We start from the raw sequence: 19,557 nt of genomic DNA on the forward strand, positions 1-19,557 counted from the left end.
ACGTTGGTGTGTGATCAGTTCAGCTGCGGAATGATGCCGAACTTTTTGGCTTTCAGATCCATGATGAGTATCGAGTTCAGGAAAAGTTTGTTGCCCGTCATCCCACCTATCCCGAGTGCCATCATGCGGCTCAATTGGCTATCGCTGGCACCGTCCATGTAGGTCGCCTTTTTGATCGGCAAACGCTGGCCTGCTATGCTCAGGCTATCGTTGGTGGCAAAGGTGTTGGCCGTTAACGTCCTTCCCCAGGAGTTGACCGCACGCTTTGTAGGCTGACCGCCCGGCTCGGCCAATTTGCGGGTATTGACTTCATCTAACAGCAGTTCAAAAGCACTGGAACCGGTATCAAAGAACAACATGGTACGCTTACCCATTAACGTGGCGGGCAGTAGGATACTATTTTGCGCGTAGATCAGGTCATGGAAGTTGACCTTGGGCTTCAGTTCAACAGGTATGCTATCGGCGATCTGCAGGTCAGCCTTTGGGTAATCGATCACGATCGTTTTGTGATGAAGCAGGTCGGCGCCAATGGTACCGATGATGTTGTAAGAGTCTTTGCTTTTCCAGTTGATCACGGCGTTGCCGAATGCTTTTAAAGTGATGGAACTGGAGTTGATCACCGCACCGTTGATCAGTAACTGCTGATCCCTGAGTTGTGTGGAATCGACCAAGTTGACGCTTTTCGGATAGCGTTGCGCGATGGTCTTCATCTTAGCCTTATAAAATATCGTATTGGGTGCACCAAGGTCGAACTGCATATAGAACTGCTGCGGGCAGTGCGGCAGCTTGACCGGGATAAGCATTGCGGCATAGGGCTCGTTCTGTTGGTGGGTGGTGTCGGCCAGCCAAACGAATCTAGTATGCAGATCAGTGGGAGTGATCGCTGGCAGGTTCTGCGTTCTGCCGGTCAATGTTGATAAGGTGATGAGCGCGGCGACCAATAAGGCTGACCTTTTTATAAAGCTTTTGAGAAACATGATGTGGTTTGTATGCCGCAAATATATCTGCTGCACGAACGCTCCCCTCCCGACATTTGCCCGACATTAGCACGTCAACGCCCTTTAACGCACGTTAGAGGCCTTTTTCGTTATTCCGCGACACCTTGTTGTAATTCACTATGATGATCACCGCATTGGCCAGATAGGATAGGAAGAACACCAGCACATAGCTGATCTGCATGTTGGTGTCATAAGCTGACATGACCAGGTTGAGGCCAAGCGCTACTAAGAACGCCAGTGTGTTGGCCACCACCCAATACACTTGTCCGCTGATGATTTTGCGGGCGGTACGGGTCAATGTGGGATCGGTCACCCGTTGCTTTTTAAGCAGGTAAGCCGGTATAAGAAAATGCAGATAGGGGATAATTAAAAAACTGAAGCACGACAGACAAAGCATTCGTAGAAAATGTCGCTGCTCTTCCAGGTCCGGTTCATAGTGTTGAGGGATCGGTCCAACTGAGATGTCGGTGGTCGCCTCGTTCAATTGCTCGAAAGGTATGTTCAGTGCGGTAGCAATGGATCTTAGGGTAAAGCTACGGGGTACCGTGGAGCCGCTCTCGATCCGCTGGATGGTGCGCGAGGTGACACCACAACGGGTGGCCAATTCTTCCTGCGTTAGTCCGCTGCGGGTACGGGCCATTACTATTTTTTGATGAAGATCCATGAAGTTGAGCAAAGGTAATCTTATTATCAACTTAATGACTTGACATACAGTCCACCATGTGGAGTTTGCTTAACACACTCATATTAACTACTTTTGCATCTCAAATCAAAAAGTATGTCATCAGTAGAAACTGCTTACGTAAAAAATAAAGTAAAGGACCTGTCTCTTGCCGAGTGGGGCCGTAAAGAAATAGAACTGGCCGAGGCCGAAATGCCGGGCCTGATGGCCCTACGTGCCGAGTTCGGTGCATCAAAACCATTGGCTGGTGCCCGCATTGCCGGTTGCTTGCACATGACCATCCAAACCGCTGTACTGATCGAGACCCTTGTTGAATTGGGTGCCGAGGTTACCTGGTCGTCATGTAATATCTTCTCTACTCAAGATCACGCTGCTGCCGCTATCGCTGCTGCTGGTATCTCGGTATATGCCTGGAAAGGTATGAACGCCGAAGAATTTGATTGGTGCATCGAACAGACCTTACACTTTGGTGAGGACCGCAAGCCGTTGAACATGATCCTTGATGATGGTGGAGACCTGACCAACATGGTGCTGGATAAATATCCTGAATTAGTAGGCGAGATCAAAGGTCTTTCTGAAGAGACCACTACTGGTGTGCACCGTTTATACGAGCGCGTGAAGAACGGTACCTTACCAATGCCTGCTATCAATGTGAACGATTCAGTTACCAAATCAAAATTCGATAATAAATACGGCTGCCGTGAGTCGTTGGTTGATGCGATCCGTCGTGCAACTGACGTGATGATGGCCGGTAAAGTGGCCGTAGTTTGCGGTTACGGTGACGTGGGTAAAGGTTCGGCTGATTCATTGCGTAACGCTGGTGTGCGCGTGATCGTTACCGAGATCGACCCGATCTGTGCTTTACAAGCTGCTATGGAAGGTTTCGAAGTGAAGAAACTTTCTACCGCTATAGCTGAGGCCGACATCGTGGTGACCGCTACCGGTAACTGCGATATCGTTCGTGAGCAACACTTCCGTGGTTTGAAAGACAAAGCTATCGTTTGTAACATCGGTCACTTTGATAACGAGATCGACATGGCTTGGTTGAATGGCGCTTATGGCGATACCAAGATCGAGATCAAACCACAGGTAGATAAATATACCATTGATGGCAAAGATGTGATCGTATTGGCTGAAGGCCGTTTAGTGAACCTGGGCTGTGCTACTGGTCACCCAAGCTTCGTAATGTCGAACTCGTTCACTAACCAAACCCTGGCTCAATTAGAGCTTTGGACCAATGGCGGTGCTTACGAGAACAAAGTATACACTCTACCTAAACATCTTGACGAAAAGGTAGCCCGTTTGCACCTGGCCAAGATCGGTGTTGAGCTGGAAGTATTGGACGAGTATCAAGCTGACTACATCGGTGTGACCGTTGACGGTCCTTTCAAACCAGAATACTACCGTTACTAATATTAGCTATCCTCGATAGCAAAAGGGCGTGGTCGTTAAGATCACGCCCTTTTTATTTTTGACTCTTCAGCAGGTGCAGCCGGTGTCATGCATGCACAGCACAACGAATAGCTTGCTTTAATTTTTTTTGGTTGTAACGCCCAACTCATTATTTGCGTCTATAAGATCAAGAGGACGGCCAGTAGTGTCATGAAAGCACTTGGCCGTTCGATCTGAACCTTGTCACTTGTAATGAAAAAGACCGAATTTATAGCCATCGCTATACTGCTGATCGCATTGGTATCGTGCTCAAAAAAGGATGCTACCCCGACCGCGCCTGAACCCCTACCGCCTGTTAATGATGCGCCTGCACCAGCCATGCACTACACCGACCTGTCGGGCAAGAACATCACTTACCGCCGTTCATTAGTGCTCGATCTGAATAACGATGGTCACACCGATCTGTGGTTCTACACTCAACTGGTAGGCGATTCGCAAACCCTGCAAGACAGGATCCATTACATGGTCACGTCGTCACAGTACTGCCATCTGCTGATCGACACCCTGACCGAGCAGACACCACGCTTCGGCTTAGGTCAAGTGATCCCTGTTGCTGCTCCCGAAAAGCTTATCTGGTATAACATAGCTGCCGTGACCTTGATGCGCAAGGTGATCAGCACCCATGAGCACATACGCTGGGAAGGTAATTGGACCAACAGCGGCCACCAGTTCCTGCCGTTCCAGGTACGGACGGCAAAGGGAGTTCACAACGGCTGGATAGAAATGACAGCCGACGCGGAGACCGAGTCGCTTACGTTCTATCGTTATGCTATCAGCGTTCAGCCCAATGTGGTCATTAAAGCCGGGTATTGATCCGGCTACCTGATCGCTTCGAAAGGCGTATCATTGATGCGGTATTGCCGCCAGGACCAATGATCAAAATGCCACCACTCGTTGGGTAAAACAGTAAAGCCATGTGCTTCCATCTTGCTGCGGAGCAGGTCGCGCAGGCGGCGTTGCTCTGTTGTGCCACCAGTGTAGTTGGCGTATGATCGTGGACTCATCTCATCATATGCGCCGGTCATTTGCACCTCTTTGCCTGTTTTAAGGTCGTAAAGGGAAAGGTCGACGGCACAGCCGCGGTTATGGCGCGAGCCTTTTTTGGGGTCGGCCACAAATTCGCGTTTGTTTACGGGTGTGATGTCCCAAAATAGTTTGGTAACGCGCCATGGCCGGTAACCATCAAATATGAGCAGGCCATAACCTAAAGGGCGCAGCTCTTGGTTCACTTGTTTAACGGCAATAGCCGCCTCGCGTTGCAAAAAGGCGCGTGGCTGATCATACACCGGCCTGCCAGCAAAGTTATTGGCCGTAGCATACCTGATGTCGAGTTTCAGCGTGCTGTCTATCTTGGTCAGTTCCACCAGGTCGGCGGGCTTAAAAGTTCCCTGTTCCTGAGGCATCTTCATGGCGCAGGCGGTGGTAAGCAATAGCCAGATCAGCGTACAGGTGTGGGTAAAGTTCATGCCAGGGCGTTGTGTCATCATCGTCAATATAGCAAAGATCCAACAAATTACTTAAAGCCGGTCACAGCCATTATCTTTACCGCCATGCATCATCCTGAACACAACCCCTGGAAAGTAACGTCCGAAGACGAGATCTATAATAACCCGTGGATTCAGTTAACCCATTACGAGGTGATCAACCCATCGGGTAACCCGGGCATTTACGGTAAGGTCCATTTTAAAAATCGGGCCATTGGGGTGCTGCCTCTTGATGGAGAGTTGAACACCTACCTGGTAGGGCAATACCGTTTTACCATTGATGATTACAGTTGGGAAATGCCCGAAGGCGGCGGTCCGCTGAATGAAGATCCGCTTGATGCCGCCAAACGAGAATTGTTGGAGGAGACCGGCCTCAAAGCACAGGAGTGGACCTGGCTCTGCCATATGCATCTTTCCAATTCGGTAAGTGACGAATATGGCGTGGTTTACCTGGCCCGTGGCTTACAACAATTTGAGGCCGAACCCGAGGAGACCGAGCAATTGGTGATCCGCAAATTGCCTTTTGCCGAAGCCTACCAAATGGTTGTTGAGGGCAAGATCACCGACTCCATGACCGTAGCGGCCATCCTGCGCGTGCAACTGATGATCAACAACGGAGAGCTTTGATCAGGAGCTGTGGTCGGCCACGATCTTCCACTCACCATTGATCTTACGGAACCATAAAGTGAAGTAGCCACCTGGAGCATCTTTTTCGCGCTTGAGGCGCCAGCCGCCCAGTACAAAGGCGTTGGTCTTGTCCAGTAGTTGTACCTTCAAAATATCGAACGTGAGCTGCCCCATGGCCGTTTTGTCGGGGTAACCTTTTTTGTAGTTGTCAAGCGTGGTCTGCCAGCCGTACTTGGGGCCACTTTTACCTACAAATAGCAACGAGTCCGACTTCCAGTAGCCCTGCATAAAGGCGTCCAGATCACCGCGATTCCACGCCTGGTTCTGTACCGATAGTACTTTTAAAATGGCTTGCTTGTCCTGTGCGAAACAGATGTTAGCGGCTAAAGCCAGCAGGCAGCATAATAACAACTTCTTCATGTGACTAAAAGTAAACAAATTGCTGCAATATATCTTTTAGCTTTACACCGGTCACACCCTATAAAAAACACAATGAACGAACAGGTATTATGCTTCGGCGAGGTTCTGTGGGACACCTTTGACGATGGCAAACAAGTGGGCGGTGCGCCGCTGAACGTAGCAAGACAGTTGGCTCAACAGAACGTTAGCTCCTTAATGATCACCCGCATAGGCGATGATGCGTCGGGCGAGGAGTTGAGGTCTTATCTGCAACAGCATGGACTGGATTCACCGCTCGTGCAAACTGACAGTAAACTTCCCACTTGTGAGGTGACCGTACAGCTTGATCAGGATCAGCAGGCCACTTACATCATTCCGGAGCCGGTATCGTGGGACAACATACAACTTACCGACGAGGTGATCCGGTATGCCGAGCAAGCTAAAGCCATTGTTTTTGGTAGCCTGGCCTGCCGCCAGCAAGGTACACGCAATACGTTGTTGGATCTGCTTACCGAGGTAAAGGTGCCTTTGCGCATATTTGACGTGAACCTGCGCCCGCCACATTATGATAATGATATCATTGAAACGCTGGCCGCTATGGCCAACGTGGTCAAGATGAACGAAGAGGAAGCTACTCTCCTTATCCACGGCTCACATGCCTCGTTGAAAGATCAGATCCTGGAGTTTCAGCATAAATACCACACACAAACCATCTGCGTTACCCGTGGAGGTAATGGTGCCATGATCTGGCATAACGAAGAGTTTTATGAACACCCCGGCTTTAAGGTAGATGTAATGGATACCGTTGGTGCGGGCGACGCCTTCTTAGCCACCTTGGTTGCCGGACTGATCAATGAGCAGCCCATGAGCCGGGTGCTTGAAAAGGCATGTAAAGTAGGCTCATATGTAGCCAGCCAGCGTGGAGCTAACCCTCCGCCAATGGCCGTATGAGCGAGAGGTAAGAAGTAGTAGGTAAGAAGCAAGCGGCCATATCCGTTCGTCTTGACTCTATGGTCTTAATTCTCGTCTCTCGCTTAAAACATTGTCATCTCAGTCTACAAATATGTGCGGGCAAGTGCCGGTCACTGAACTTTAACGGATAAAATTTCGTTACTTTAATTAAACACAAGAAAGGCGATAAATGCGTGGTTATGGATTTTCGAAGTTTACTCCCCGCGAAATTCCTAAAGGCGGGTTCGACGAACTACTCAAACTCTTTTTAGAATTACTCAATTACACATCGGGCGATGCAGGTGAGGCCCTCACCTGGATGAACGAACTGGACAAGCAATACAACATCACCAATGACGAATATGGTATGGGTGATTTTATTGATGATCTGAAGCAAAAAGGCTACCTAAGCGAGGACAACCAAAAAGGCGAGTTTAGCATCACGGCCAAAACCGAGCAAAGCATCAGGGAGTCAGCACTGGAAGAGATATTTGGCAAGCTTAAAAAGTCGGGCAAGGGCAATCACCGGTCGCCGCAATCGGGCCAGGGCGATGAAAAGAACCCTGAGCGCCGCGAATTTGAATTTGGCGATAGCCTGGACCAGATCGATATGACGCAGTCTATCCACAACGCTCAGGTGAATCATGGTATCGGCGATTTTATGATGACCGAGCGCGACCTGGAGGTAGAGGAGATGGATTACAAGACGCTCACCTCTACCGTGCTCATGATCGATATTTCGCACTCCATGATCCTGTACGGCGAGGACCGTATAACGCCGGCTAAAAAAGTGGCCATGGCGCTGTCTGAACTGATCCGTACCAAGTATCCTAAAGATACTTTGGACATTGTCGTATTTGGTAACGATGCCTGGCCGATCACGTTGCAGGACCTGCCGTACCTGCAAGTGGGGCCATATCATACCAACACCTATGCCGGTTTGGAGCTGGCCACCGATCTGTTGCGTCGCCGTAAAACGCACAACAAACAGATCTTCATGATCACCGATGGTAAGCCTACCTGCTTAAAAGAAGGGACCAAGTATTACAAGAACAGTATAGGGCTTGATCGTAAGGTGGTGAACAAAACGCTCAATATGGCGGCTCAATGCAAAAGGTTGAAGATCCCGATCACTACTTTCATGATCGCCCGTGACCCATACCTGCAGCAATTCGTTCGCAAATTTACCGAGACCAATGGCGGGCGTGCATTTTACAGTTCACTCACCGGTTTGGGCGAATATATATTTGAGGATTACATTAAGAACCGTAGAAAGACGGTTAGATAGTTAATAGGTCCGGAAGTCGGTGAGTCCGTGGGTCCGGAAAGAGAATGATCAAAACAACAAAGCGGATCTGCCGACTCACGGACTTCCGGACAACTAAAAGATGAGCAAATTACTCGATATAAAAACACTGGGCGAGCTTAAAAGGACCGACTACAAAAGCCGGTCGGTAAAAGAGGAGCTTCGCGAAAATTTGATCGCTCAATTGCAAAAAAAGCATGAGGGCGGTTTTGAAGGGATCATCGGTTTTGAAGATACGGTTATCCCTGACCTGCAAACGGCTATCCTGTCGCGCCACAACATTTTACTGTTGGGTTTGCGTGGCCAGGCCAAAACACGTATAGCCCGTTTAATGGTGAACCTGTTAGATGAATACGTGCCTTACATTGCCGGGTCAGAACTTTTTGATGATCCGCTGGCACCTATATCATGGTACGGCCATAACCAGGTGGAGAGCCTGGGCGATGATACCCCAATAGCGTGGGTACACCGCAGCGAGCGCTATACCGAAAAGCTGGCTACCCCTGATGTTACCGTGGCCGACCTGATCGGTGACGTAGACCCCATCAAGGCCGCTACGCTGAAATTGACCTACAGCGATGAGCGCGTGATCCACTTTGGTTTGATCCCACGTGCGCACCGGGGCATATTCGTGATCAACGAGCTGCCCGATCTGCAGGCACGTATACAGGTATCGCTGTTCAACATCCTGCAAGAAAAAGATATTCAGATCCGTGGTTTCAAACTGCGTTTACCGCTGGATCTGCAATTCGTGTTCACGGCCAATCCTGAGGACTACACCAACCGTGGTTCGATCGTTACACCATTGAAGGACCGTATAGAAAGCCAGATCCTGACGCACTACCCACGTTCGGTAGAGATATCGCGCAAGATCACCCAGCAGGAGGCCCTGCTTACGCCGCAACAACGCGAGAATATTGAGGCAGACGGCTTGGTGAAGGACCTGGTAGAACAGATCGCTTTCGAGGCACGTAACTCCGAGTACATCGACAAAAAATCGGGTGTATCGGCTCGTTTGACCATTTCAGCTTACGAAAATCTGATCAGCAATGCCGAGCGCCGCATGATCATCAACGGTGAGAAGAGCACCTTTGTCCGTATCTCCGACTTTTTAGGTGTAATACCGGCCATTACAGGTAAGATCGAACTGGTGTATGAAGGTGAGCTGGAAGGACCGGCCAAGGTGGCCAATATTTTGATCGGTAAAGCGATCAGAACACTGATGCTGCAATTTTTCCCTGACCCAGAGAAGGCCAAAAAGAGCAAAAAGACCAATCCTTATGCCGAGGTGATCAACTGGTTCTCGGTAGGTAACAGCCTTTCTGTTATCGATGACCTGCCTCAGGCCGAATATAAAAAGGCACTGAACGGCGTTACCGGCCTTAAGGATATCGTTAAGCAATTGCATCCACGCCTGAGCGAGAACCAGCAGTTGCTGCTAATGGAATTCGTACTGCACGGCCTTGCCGAGTTCTCACAGATCAGCAAAGGTTTCTTAGATAATGGTTTTGCTTTCTCGGACATGTTCGACAGCCTCTTCAACCTCCAGCCGGATGATGACGAGGACGGCATGGACGACGATAGATATTAATAGGGAAAAATCTCATATTTGCCACGTCATCGCGAGGCACGAAGCGATCTCTGAACTATGGATAGCTGATAAGCTGCCGCAGAGACTGCTTCGTGCCTCGCAATGACGTTTTTACATATTATAGTATTTCTAATGCAGGGTTCAGCACCTACCATATTTGCTATTTGCGTCCTTTTATTGTTAGCCGATGCTTACATCAGTAACGGGTTGCGCGAGGGATTCAAGAAATGGCGTTTCATTCAGGGTAAATACTTTTTGTGGGGTTACTGGCTCATTTCTGGTCTGCTGGTAGCGGGTATGATCGCCAGCATTTATATCAAATTCAGTGTGGGCTTTAAAGGTGCCGTGCTGATGCTGTTCTTTTTGCTGCTCTTCTGCAAGGCCTGTTTGCTGCCATTCTTCCTGGTGGATGATATTCGTCGACTGTGCCTGTGGATCGCAAGGCGCAAGAATAAGCCTGAGCCCGAGTTCCCGGCCAGTGAACCCAAGCCTACAGATATAACCCGGTCGGAGTTCCTGCTTAAGGCTGGGTTGGTGGCCGGTGCGTTGCCGCTGGCAGGTCTGAGTTATGGCATCATCAATGGGGTGTACGATTATCGTGTACGCCGCGTGAAACTATGGCTGCCCAACCTGCCTAAAAAATTCGATGGCATACGCTTGGGCCAGATCTCTGACATCCATTCCGGTAGCTTCTATAATAAGAAAGCGGTCACCGGTGGTGTAGATATGCTGATGGCCGAAAAGGCCGACGTGATCTTTTTCACGGGCGACCTGGTGAACACGCTAAGCAACGAGATGCGCGAGTACCAGGATATTTTTGCCAAGGTAAAAGCACCGCTTGGCGTATACTCAACGCTCGGTAATCATGATTACGGCGACTATGCAAAATGGACCAGCCTTGCCGCTAAGGAAAAGAACTTGCAGGATCTGAAAGATACCCACAAGAACATGGGCTGGGACCTGCTCATGAACGAGAACCGCCGCTTAAAAGTGGATGGCGAAGAGATCGGTATCTTAGGTGTGGAGAACTGGGGTGCTTTGAGCCGTTTTCCTAAATACGGCAAAATGGAACAGGCCGTAAAGAACACTGATGATCTGCCGGTCAAGCTGCTCCTGTCGCACGATCCGTCACACTGGCGAGCCGAGGTATTGCCTAAGTACCCTCAAATAGATGCCATGTTCTCGGGCCATACGCACGGTATGCAATTCGGGGTGCGTACCGAGCACTTTCAGTGGAGCCCGATACAGTTCGTGTACAAGGAATGGGGTGGATTATACCATGAAGGGCAGCAGCAGATCTATGTGAACGTAGGTTACGGCTTCCTGGGTTATCCGGGCAGGGTAGGCATATTGCCTGAGATCACCATATTTGAACTAAAGGCGGGTAAAGACCCTAAGTTAGCTTAGCAATATTTTTACAAACCCAGTCGTGCCGATGGATATCGGCATCTCTCAAGCTAAGTAAGAAGCTCAGATCAGCGTTCCCTCAAGTTGAGATGATAAGGCTTACGGCTGTTTCACCGGTTCAGCGTTCAGCTTAGGCATTACGCGTTTGTCGGCTGGTAGGGCTCGGTACTTTTTGTATGAGTCGTTGATGTAGGCGGCCATGGTCTCGCCATTGTTGCTTTTCACGAATTCGAAGGTCGGGCGGTACATGCTCATGAAGTTGTCCAGATCCACACCCTTTAACGGAACGATGCTGCTCACATAAGCCTTGGTAAATACTGAATCGATCACGCGTTCTTTCTCTTCACGGGCAAAATAGTTCTTCAAACGGCGGGCATCCTTAGCCTCTTTGCTGAACCACGAGGTAGGCGACAATACATACACCTTGCTTTTCTGGTATACCTGCGGATATTCGGTACGAGGGTTAAAGCGTTCGCCTTTTACGTTCACGGCACGCAGGGCTATACCCATTTGCGTCATGGTAATGGTCTTGACGTTTAGGTCGGTCACATATAAGGTATCTGAAACGTACCCTGCTGATGACAGGATCAGCGTATTACCCACCGAACCCCTGATCTGGAAGTTACCGTTCTCATCAGAAAGCGATACCTGGTTATTGTTAGTGTTGCGAACGAATACCTCGAACATCTTGTTGTTGGTGCCGCTCTCTACTACTTGTCCTCTAATGGTACCTTGCTGAGCGTTAGCGCTAAAGCCAATGGCCAGCAGGCATATCATGATAATGTTCTTCAGTTTCATCTTCAGCAGGCTAATGTAAGTGTTTAACGGCGATGTTAAGCGAATAGTTTGTTAGAAAAGTGTTAAATGGGCTTGCTGCGGGCACCTTGCTTAAGTCGAAAGATCTTACCATTAATTGAACGGAAGAGTCGCCACCAAGCATTGAGGTAACAAAAGACCCGGCTCATTTCTGGCCGGGTCTCCTTATTATTTTTTCCAAACGTTATTGGCTTCGTTATAGTCAGGTAGTACCTTATCGGGGTCGTAGGTTACCGATTCGATCTCGGTAGTGGATGGGTAGCGGAACGTCCAGCTGTTGTTGCGTTCCCATACCTCAACAGGCAAGTTAAGGCGTTTGGTCTCGCCATTCTTTAACTTGATCTCCAGGATCACAGGCATTGCCATCTTCTCCAGGTTGTTCAGGGTGATCATGGCACCTTTTGATGGGTCGTTACCGATGTATGTCACATCGCTCACGGCTACATCTAAACGCCAGTTGTTCAGGAACCACCCTCTCCAGAACCATTGCAGGCTCTCGCCGGCAGCATTTTCCATGGTGCGGAAAAAGTCGTCTGGAGTAGGGTGTTTAAATGCCCAACGGTCGATGTAAGTCCTGAAAGCAAAGTCGAAACGCTCCGGACCTAAAATGGTGTTGCGGAGCATGGTCAGACCGATGCCAGGTTTAGCATAAAGCAGCAGGCCAATGTTGCGCTCTTTCATACCGGCAGGTGTGTTCATGATCGATTCGGTCTCGGGGCGGGTGTAAGCCATACCCACGCGGTGCATATCGGTAGGGCGGTTCTTGTACTCGCCGTTGTTGAACGCATCAGTAGATAAGGTGTTGATGAAAGTATTGAAACCTTCGTCCATCCAGCCATATAAACGCTCGTTAGAGCCCACGATCATCGGGAACCAGGTATGACCGAACTCGTGGTCGTTTACACCCCACAGGCTCTCGCCTTTGGCTTTGTAACCGCAAAACACGATACCCGGGTACTCCATACCGCCTACTATGCTGGCCACGGTAGTGGCCGCTGGGTAAGGGTACTCATACCATTTTGCGGAGTTATACTCTACCGATTTTTTAGTGTACTCAGTAGAACGTGACCACGCATCTTGGCCATCGCTCTCTACCGGGTAGCCCGATATCGAGATGCATTTTTTACCGCTTGGAAGATCGATCTTAGCTGCATCAACAATGAATGCTGCCGATGAGGCCCATGATACGTCGCGTGCGTTCTTGATCTTGAATTTCCAAGTAAGTTCCTTTTTGCCTGCAGGGCGTGATGAAGCTTGGGTCACCTCAGCGGCCGAACGGATGATCACCGTTTTGTCGCTTTTAGCAGCTTCGGCCCAGCGTTTTTGCTGCTCGGCGGTATACACTTCCTGTGGGTTCTGCAATTCGCCAGATGCCAGTACGATGTGGTTGGCGGGCGCCGTAACGCTCAGGTCAAAATCACCATACTCAAGGTAGAACTCGGCAGGGCCGCTGTAAGGCACCACGTTCCATCCGGTAACGTCATCATATACGCACATGCGTGGATACCATTGAGCGATGGCAAATATCTTTCCGTTCTTGGTGTCTTGTATACCGGTACGGTCAGATCCGTAGTTAGGTTCGATGAATGAGAATTCGATCTTCAGTTTTACCTGACCACCGTTAGGAGTGACCTCCTTTGGTAAAAATATCTGCATACGGGTATCGTTGATCATGTATTTCACCTCAACATCGTTGGCCTTTACCGATTTGATCTTGTAGCCGGCATCGAACATTTGGCCACGGCCACCATTACGGCTGCCCGATGGAGGTACGATGGCGCTACCGCGTGAATCTTGTTTGAAGAGGTTCTGGTCTAACTGCATCCACACAAAGCCCAGCTTTTGCGGGCTATTGTTGGTATAGGTCAGTACCTCGGTACCGGTAACCTCGTTGGTTTGATCGTTCAAACGGGCGGTAAGCTGGTAATCGGCCCGGTTTTGCCAGTAACGTGGCCCCGGTTCGCCGCTCGCGGCCCTGAATTCGTTGCCGTTCTTGGTGTAGAACATTGGCCCGAAAGCGTCATGATAATCGTATTTTGAGGCGGCCGGCGTAGCAGGAGCTGCCGGTGCTGGTTGCTGCGCCTGAGCGGCACCAGTAAAAGCCATAAAAGCCAGCGATAGGCCGGCTAATGATAGGTATCTCATTTTCAAGGAAATAAATACAGTTCTAATTAAATTGAAAAGCAATTATAACACAAAAAAGGCTATTTGTGTGTGCTGTAAACACAATATTACTTATTAGAGCCGTACCGGCCTACTTCCCGAAATGTTGATCATACTCAGCTTCATTAAAACCGAACAGTAAAAGATCGCCATCCTCGATCACCGGACGTTTGATCATGCTGGTCTTTTCCTGTAATAAAGGCAATGCCTCGGCTGCACTTTTAATGCTTTCCTTTTTGTCGGCATCAAGGCCTCTCCAGGTCAATCCTTGTTTATTTAAAAAGCGCTCGTAACCTACCTTATCATCCCATTCCTTCAACTTGTCGGCACTGATGCCCAGTTTTTTAAAGTCGTGGAACTCGTAGTTTACCTGGTTCTGTTTAAGCCAGTCGAGCGCTTTTTTTACGGTGTTGCAGTTAGTGATGCCATATACTTTCATACGGCAAAGTTATTAATTTCTGCTACCGCCGCTGCTTACGTCGTCGTTATTGATGCCACGTTGATTCTTCTTCAGGTCGCTGCTCAGCTTACCGAACTTATAGTTGAAGCTGATGTTGAACTGACGTGCATACATATTGAATACCGTATACTGGTAAGAGTTAGGCAAACGTACCGTATTGTCGATGGTCCTGAATTTTTGGAACGGTGTATTGGTGTTGATGGATATGGTAGCCTTTTGCTTGAACAGCTCTTTAGAGGCACTGGCGCCATAACCGAACCAGTAGTTATCACGGCCCTGTAACATCACGTAGCGGCTATCATAATCGATGTTTAAACCTAAGCGGTAACCATTATCAAATTTGTAGTTAGCTCCTGAAAATATGTGGCCCTGGTTGCCTTTAGTGCTGTAAAATACGCCGTTCACGTAACCTTTAAGCCAAACACGCATTAACTGACTGTTAATGTTCACGTTCAGCTTTTTAGTGAGCGGGTAGTTCAGGTTAAAATCCCCACCCAGGCGTTTGCTGGCGCCTACGTTCTGATAAGTACTCACGCTCACGGCTGTATTGGGGTTGATGGTCGTGATGTTCTCTACCGTATTGTTGGCAAAGCGATAGTTCACGCCCAGGTTGATCGAACCTTTTTTGAAGTTGCTGTAAGTTAACTCAAGGCCGTGGCTTACAACCGGGCGCAGGTCAGGGTTACCCACCTCTATAAAGTTAGGGTTCTGGCTGTTAACAAAAGGGTTCAGTTGCCATATACCCGGACGTTGTATACGGTCGGTATAGCCAAAGTTCACGCTGCTGCTTTTAAAGCTGCGTTGGATCGATAGTGATGGGATCAGGTTAGAGTAGCGCTGGTCAATGCCTGCGTTAGCGTTAACGGTGGTATGCTCTAAACGCAAGCCACCTTTGAACATCCATTTATCGCTTAACTTATACTGATAGGTATTATACAAGCTGTACACGTTCTGCTGATAGTTGAAATCGTTGATCTGTACCGGGTCGGTCACATATTGGCCGGTGGCCGGGTCAAGTTTATCATTGTGCACATCACTGAAGTTGTTCCTGAAGATGGCTTTGGCACCGGCCTCTATGTTCAGCTTTTTGGCGGGGTGCACATAGTCCAACTGTGCGGTATGTTCTTTAGAACCTGAGCGATTGTACTGCTGATAATCAGGGAACTGAGTGTTGGGATAGTTGACGCGCTCAACAAATGATACATCATTGAATTGGTTGAACCCATTGAAGTTGTATTTGTATGATGCGGTAAGCAGTTGCTCCTTGTTTCGTTTAAAGCCTAACTGATAGTTAAGACCGCCGCTAATGCCACGGTATTGGTTGTAGGCATCGTTGAGTGCACGGTAGCGGTTATCGTTATTGGTACCGGCCAGCACGTCAAGGTTGGTCAGCTGGTCAATGTATGAGGTGTTTCTGCCGTTATAATACTCGAAGGTACCGGTGAACAGGTTTAGTGTGTCCTGCTCGTAAGTAAGCTCGGTACTGGCATATGCCTGGCGGCCACCGTTGGTACGTTCGCCCTCTTGGGTAAGGCGTGATACGCCAAAGTTATCGTTCAGGCTGGTGGTGTTGTTGGTCAGGTTATTACGCTTATTGCCACCTACGTAACCTGCCAGGCCAAATTTGCCTTGCTTAACGGTCATGTTCAGGTTGAGGCCAGGTCCCCAAAGGGTATTGTAACGGGCGTTGATGCTGCCGTTGTAACCCTGGTCCATATCTTTTTTAGTGATGATATTGATGATACCTGCTAAACCCTCTGCATCATACTTAGCGGGAGGGGTAGTGATCACCTCGATCTTCAGGATGTTGCTTGCCGGCATCGACTTCAATACATCACCCGGACTATTGGCTATAATAGCCGATGGCTTGCCGTTCACCAGGATCTTGTAGTTGGTGTTGCCCTGAAGTTTGATATTGTCGTTAGCATCTACCGATAATAATGGTACACGGCGCATCAGGTCAAGGGCCGACAGTACTTTGCTTTCGGGGTCGGCCTGTACATCATAGCTGATACGGTCCACCTCACGCTTCATCAATGGCTTTACCGCGGTAACGTTCACTTCCTTTAACTGACCCGATGAGGCCGACATTTGCAGCTTGCCCAGATCATTCATCTCTTTAGGATTATCTAAAGCGATGATCTTGGTATTATAACCAATATTCACCAGGCTGACCTTGTAAGCCTTAGCTGCCAGGCCGCTCAGGATGAAAGAGCCGTCATCCTTGGTGAACGTGCTTTTTACCGGTTGGTTGGTGGTAGCATCTACTACGGCTACAGTGGCGTAGCTCATGGCCTCGTTCTTGGCCGAATCGACCACGGAACCTTTTATGGTGATATTGCCAGCCGGAGCAGTTTGCGCAAAAGTTAAAATGGAGAAAAGAAGGAGAGCAAGTGTGCTTAGTAAAGCTTTTTTCATACGTTTTGTGAGTCGGTTGTGCTGGTGTAATAAAAGTACGGCTTGGGCAAATAGATGAACTGTTTTGTGTTATGATGCAAAAATGCTCACTTACGTTACAGTACTTTTAAAATTTTGTGCAAAATATGCACAATGGCGCAACAACATGCGTCACTTAACGATCTTTAACTAAAGTTTAACGTTATTTAACAATAAGGCTTACTTGTTGAACTGCGTCATGGTCAGCTCGGTGCCGATGGTGGCAAAGCTTTTGATCATCTCGATCGATCGATCTATCAGGGCAGGCAGTTCGGGCTTCTCATCATCATCAAAGCCGCTTAACACAAAATCGACCTGGCGGCCTTTAGGAAAGTTATCGCCGATGCCAAAACGGAGGCGTGGATAGCCGTTGTGCATCAATACCTGCTCAATGTTCCTTAACCCGTTGTGGCCTGCTGCACTGCCCTTAGGTTTGAGGCGCAGCGTGCCGAGTGGCAGGGCCAGGTCATCAACCAATATCAGCACGTTCTGCACGGGGATCTTGAGCTGGTTCATCCAATAGCTAACCGCTTTGCCGCTCAAGTTCATGTAGGTGGTAGGTTTGATCAGGTGCAGGGTGCGGCCCTTGTGGTTGACCTCGGTATAATAGGCCAGGCGCATGTTATGGAAGCTGGCACCCTCTTGTTTGGCCAGTTCGTCCAATATCATGAAGCCAATATTATGGCGGGTGTCCTTATACTCGGGGCCAATGTTGCCCAGTCCAACGATCAGGTATTTCATGCAGGCTGCAAAGCTAATGAATGTGGCAAAACAAACGAAAACAAAAAAGCCGTTGTGCAAGTACACAACGGCTTTTTAAGATCTGAGCGATCAGGTAAAAATTATTTACCTTTTGCTTCTTGCTCGGCCTGACGCAAAGCACGTGAAGTAGTGATCGACAGGATAGTATCTTCAGGAGTGTTAGTGATGGTCAAACCTTCAAAGCTGATGTCACGTACACGAACTGATTTACCTACCTCTAAGCCTTCGATGCTCACCTCTAATGAATCAAGGTGATCTTTAGGTAAAGCTTTGATACGCAGTTTACGCAGTTTTTGAACTAATTTACCACCCATTTTAACACCTGGTGAAGTACCGGTCAAACGGATAGGGATCTCGATAGTTACAGGTTTTGCTTCGTCTAACTGTAAAAAGTCGATGTGCAGTAACTCGTCGGTCAACGGGTGGAACTGCAGATCTTTGATGATCGCCTGAGCTTTAGTGCCAGCGATATCAAGGTCGATGAACTGAACCTCTGGAGTGTAAATAACCGGTTTCATGTCGGCAGCTGAAACTGCAAAGTGTGTTTGAGTAGCACCACCGTACAATACAGCTGGTACCAAACCCTGGTAGCGCAGCTCTTTGGCATCGCGTTTCCCTACGTTCTCTCTAAGAGAACCGCTAATAGCAATTGATCTCATTTTTTTATTTGTTTTACTTGTTAACTTAGTTCATGGATGATAGTTCATGGTTCATAGTGAACCTTATCATCGCATTAGCTAATTTCTTTATTATGTCAGTTCAGGTATTCGTCTCCAGTTGCAATGAACTATGAGCCATCAACCATGAACCTCTATTAATCTATCCTGAACAACTGGCTGATCGATCCATGTTCATTCACATTGGCAATGGCCTTTCCGAAAAGCTCAGCGGTCGATAGCACTTTGATCTTACTGCACTCCTGTTTTAAAGGAATGGTGTCGGTCACGATCAGTTCGGTCAACGCCGAGTTCTCGATCGTTTCGTACGCTTTACCTGATAATATCGGGTGTGTACATACTGCTCTTACACTGTTAGCGCCACGCTCCATGATCAGTCCGGCAGCTTTAGCCAGTGTACCTGCGGTGTCGCAAATATCGTCGATCAGTACGATGTCTTGCCCGGTCACATCACCGATCACGGTCATGCTCTCGATCTCATTAGCGCGTTTACGGCGCTTATCGCAGATCACCACTTCAGCATTAAAGAACTTAGCGAACGTGCGTGCCCTATACGATCCGCCCATATCAGGCGATGCGATGGTCAGGTTAGGCAGGTTCAGGCTTTTGATATAAGGCACAAAGATGATCGAAGCATCTAAATGATCTACCGGGATATCAAAAAAGCCTTGTATCTGTGCGGCATGCAGGTCCATGGTCATTACGCGGTTAGCACCGGCTGCGGTAAGCAGGTTAGCGGCTAACTTAGCACCAATGGCTACACGGGGTTTGTCTTTACGATCCTGGCGGGCCAATCCAAAGTAAGGGATAACGGCGGTAACATAGTGGGCTGATGCACGGCGGGCCGCATCGATCAGCATCAAAAGTTCCATCAGGTTGTCAGTAGGAGGGTTGGTAGATTGGATGAAGAAAACATCACAACCACGTACCGATTCGTTCAAATAGGGTTGGAACTCGCCATCGCTGAACCTTGATACGGTGAGGTCGCCTAACTCGCGGCCGTAAACCTTGGCGATCTTTGCGGCCAGTTCGTTAGTGCCTGATCCTGCAAATAGTTTTACCGGGTTAAACTGTAAGGGCATCTTATTATTTATTTCGGTTTTTTAATTTCGAAACTGCTATTCTTCATTTACCCGCCCGGCTGTTGGCTCAAGCTCAAAAGGAGCTTACAAGTTTTAAGCCTGACCTAAAATAAAAAATTCGAACTTCGACATTACGAAGTTCGAATTCTCATTTTTTGTTGTCCGACCTGGATTCGAACCAAGACAAACGGTACCAAAAACCGTCGTACTACCTTTATACTATCGGACAATCCTCTTTTCGTTGATGTTCTCTCCGAAATGGAA

18 protein-coding genes are annotated in these 19,557 nt (G+C 48.7%); 7 read left to right on the forward strand and 11 right to left on the reverse strand.

Features of this window, described 5'->3' with window-relative positions:
• Positions 1-14: 14 nt before the first annotated feature.
• Both LLH06_RS04490 and LLH06_RS04495 read right to left on the reverse strand, forming a co-directional pair.
• On the reverse strand, positions 15-977 hold the full coding sequence (locus LLH06_RS04490) for a hypothetical protein (protein WP_228172069.1): 963 nt from the start codon (positions 975-977) through the stop codon (positions 15-17).
• 94 nt (positions 978-1,071) lie between these two features.
• Complete coding sequence (locus LLH06_RS04495) at positions 1,072-1,662, reverse strand: helix-turn-helix domain-containing protein (RefSeq protein WP_228172070.1); 591 nt, start codon at positions 1,660-1,662, stop codon at positions 1,072-1,074.
• A 114-nt stretch (positions 1,663-1,776) separates the two neighbouring features.
• Here LLH06_RS04495 and ahcY point away from each other — a divergent pair, with 114 nt between their 5' ends.
• Both ahcY and LLH06_RS04505 read left to right on the forward strand, forming a co-directional pair.
• Positions 1,777-3,093, forward strand: a complete 1,317-nt coding sequence (gene ahcY / locus LLH06_RS04500) for an adenosylhomocysteinase (protein ID WP_228172071.1) — start codon at positions 1,777-1,779, stop codon at positions 3,091-3,093.
• A gap of 231 nt (positions 3,094-3,324) precedes the next feature.
• Complete coding sequence (locus LLH06_RS04505) at positions 3,325-3,945, forward strand: hypothetical protein (protein WP_228172072.1); 621 nt, start codon at positions 3,325-3,327, stop codon at positions 3,943-3,945.
• A 5-nt stretch (positions 3,946-3,950) separates the two neighbouring features.
• Here LLH06_RS04505 and LLH06_RS04510 read toward each other — a convergent pair whose 3' ends face one another.
• Positions 3,951-4,619 carry a M15 family metallopeptidase gene (locus LLH06_RS04510; RefSeq protein WP_228172073.1) on the reverse strand — a complete coding sequence of 223 codons (669 nt, stop codon included), beginning with the start codon at positions 4,617-4,619 and terminating at the stop codon, positions 3,951-3,953.
• 63 nt (positions 4,620-4,682) lie between these two features.
• On the opposite strand from LLH06_RS04510, the gene LLH06_RS04515 reads away from it, so the two are divergent.
• On the forward strand, positions 4,683-5,243 hold the full coding sequence (locus LLH06_RS04515) for an NUDIX domain-containing protein (RefSeq protein ID WP_228172074.1): 561 nt from the start codon (positions 4,683-4,685) through the stop codon (positions 5,241-5,243).
• On the opposite strand, the gene LLH06_RS04520 is transcribed toward LLH06_RS04515, so the two are convergent.
• Entirely contained in the window at positions 5,244-5,663 is a 420-nt protein-coding gene (locus LLH06_RS04520) for a YybH family protein (RefSeq protein ID WP_228172075.1), read from the reverse strand. It lies immediately after the preceding gene.
• 72 nt (positions 5,664-5,735) lie between these two features.
• On the opposite strand from LLH06_RS04520, the gene LLH06_RS04525 reads away from it, so the two are divergent.
• The 4 genes from LLH06_RS04525 to LLH06_RS04540 all read left to right on the forward strand — a co-directional run bounded on the left by LLH06_RS04525 (position 5,736) and on the right by LLH06_RS04540 (position 10,897).
• Complete coding sequence (locus tag LLH06_RS04525) at positions 5,736-6,593, forward strand: carbohydrate kinase family protein (protein WP_228172076.1); 858 nt, start codon at positions 5,736-5,738, stop codon at positions 6,591-6,593.
• A gap of 190 nt (positions 6,594-6,783) precedes the next feature.
• Entirely contained in the window at positions 6,784-7,881 is a 1,098-nt protein-coding gene (locus LLH06_RS04530; RefSeq protein WP_228172077.1) for a vWA domain-containing protein, read from the forward strand.
• 100 nt (positions 7,882-7,981) lie between these two features.
• Complete coding sequence (locus LLH06_RS04535; RefSeq protein ID WP_228172078.1) at positions 7,982-9,490, forward strand: sigma 54-interacting transcriptional regulator; 1,509 nt, start codon at positions 7,982-7,984, stop codon at positions 9,488-9,490.
• A 132-nt stretch (positions 9,491-9,622) separates the two neighbouring features.
• Positions 9,623-10,897: a metallophosphoesterase gene (locus tag LLH06_RS04540; protein ID WP_228172079.1), complete on the forward strand. Its 1,275-nt coding sequence runs from the start codon at positions 9,623-9,625 to the stop codon at positions 10,895-10,897.
• Between the two features lie 99 nt (positions 10,898-10,996).
• On the opposite strand, the gene LLH06_RS04545 is transcribed toward LLH06_RS04540, so the two are convergent.
• The 7 genes from LLH06_RS04545 to LLH06_RS04575 all read right to left on the reverse strand — a co-directional run bounded on the left by LLH06_RS04545 (position 10,997) and on the right by LLH06_RS04575 (position 19,293).
• Complete coding sequence (locus LLH06_RS04545) at positions 10,997-11,695, reverse strand: carboxypeptidase-like regulatory domain-containing protein (RefSeq protein WP_228172080.1); 699 nt, start codon at positions 11,693-11,695, stop codon at positions 10,997-10,999.
• Between the two features lie 186 nt (positions 11,696-11,881).
• Positions 11,882-13,858, reverse strand: coding sequence for a M1 family metallopeptidase (locus LLH06_RS04550; RefSeq protein ID WP_228172081.1), 1,977 nt, complete (start codon positions 13,856-13,858; stop codon positions 11,882-11,884).
• A gap of 109 nt (positions 13,859-13,967) precedes the next feature.
• The gene (locus LLH06_RS04555) at positions 13,968-14,315 is read right to left on the reverse strand and encodes a Spx/MgsR family RNA polymerase-binding regulatory protein (protein WP_228172082.1); all 348 of its coding nucleotides are present in this window, start codon (positions 14,313-14,315) and stop codon (positions 13,968-13,970) included.
• A gap of 12 nt (positions 14,316-14,327) precedes the next feature.
• Positions 14,328-16,754 carry an outer membrane beta-barrel family protein gene (locus LLH06_RS04560; RefSeq protein WP_228172083.1) on the reverse strand — a complete coding sequence of 809 codons (2,427 nt, stop codon included), beginning with the start codon at positions 16,752-16,754 and terminating at the stop codon, positions 14,328-14,330.
• Positions 16,755-16,952: 198 nt separating this feature from the next.
• Positions 16,953-17,513 (reverse strand): aminoacyl-tRNA hydrolase, encoded by a 561-nt coding sequence (pth, locus tag LLH06_RS04565; protein ID WP_228172084.1) that lies wholly within the window; start codon positions 17,511-17,513, stop codon positions 16,953-16,955.
• A 101-nt stretch (positions 17,514-17,614) separates the two neighbouring features.
• Positions 17,615-18,193: a 50S ribosomal protein L25/general stress protein Ctc gene (locus tag LLH06_RS04570; protein WP_228172085.1), complete on the reverse strand. Its 579-nt coding sequence runs from the start codon at positions 18,191-18,193 to the stop codon at positions 17,615-17,617.
• Between the two features lie 155 nt (positions 18,194-18,348).
• Complete coding sequence (locus LLH06_RS04575; protein WP_228172086.1) at positions 18,349-19,293, reverse strand: ribose-phosphate pyrophosphokinase; 945 nt, start codon at positions 19,291-19,293, stop codon at positions 18,349-18,351.
• Positions 19,294-19,557: the final 264 nt, after the last annotated feature.

This window comes from Mucilaginibacter daejeonensis, from assembly GCF_020783335.1.
GTDB lineage: Bacteria > Bacteroidota > Bacteroidia > Sphingobacteriales > Sphingobacteriaceae > Mucilaginibacter > Mucilaginibacter daejeonensis.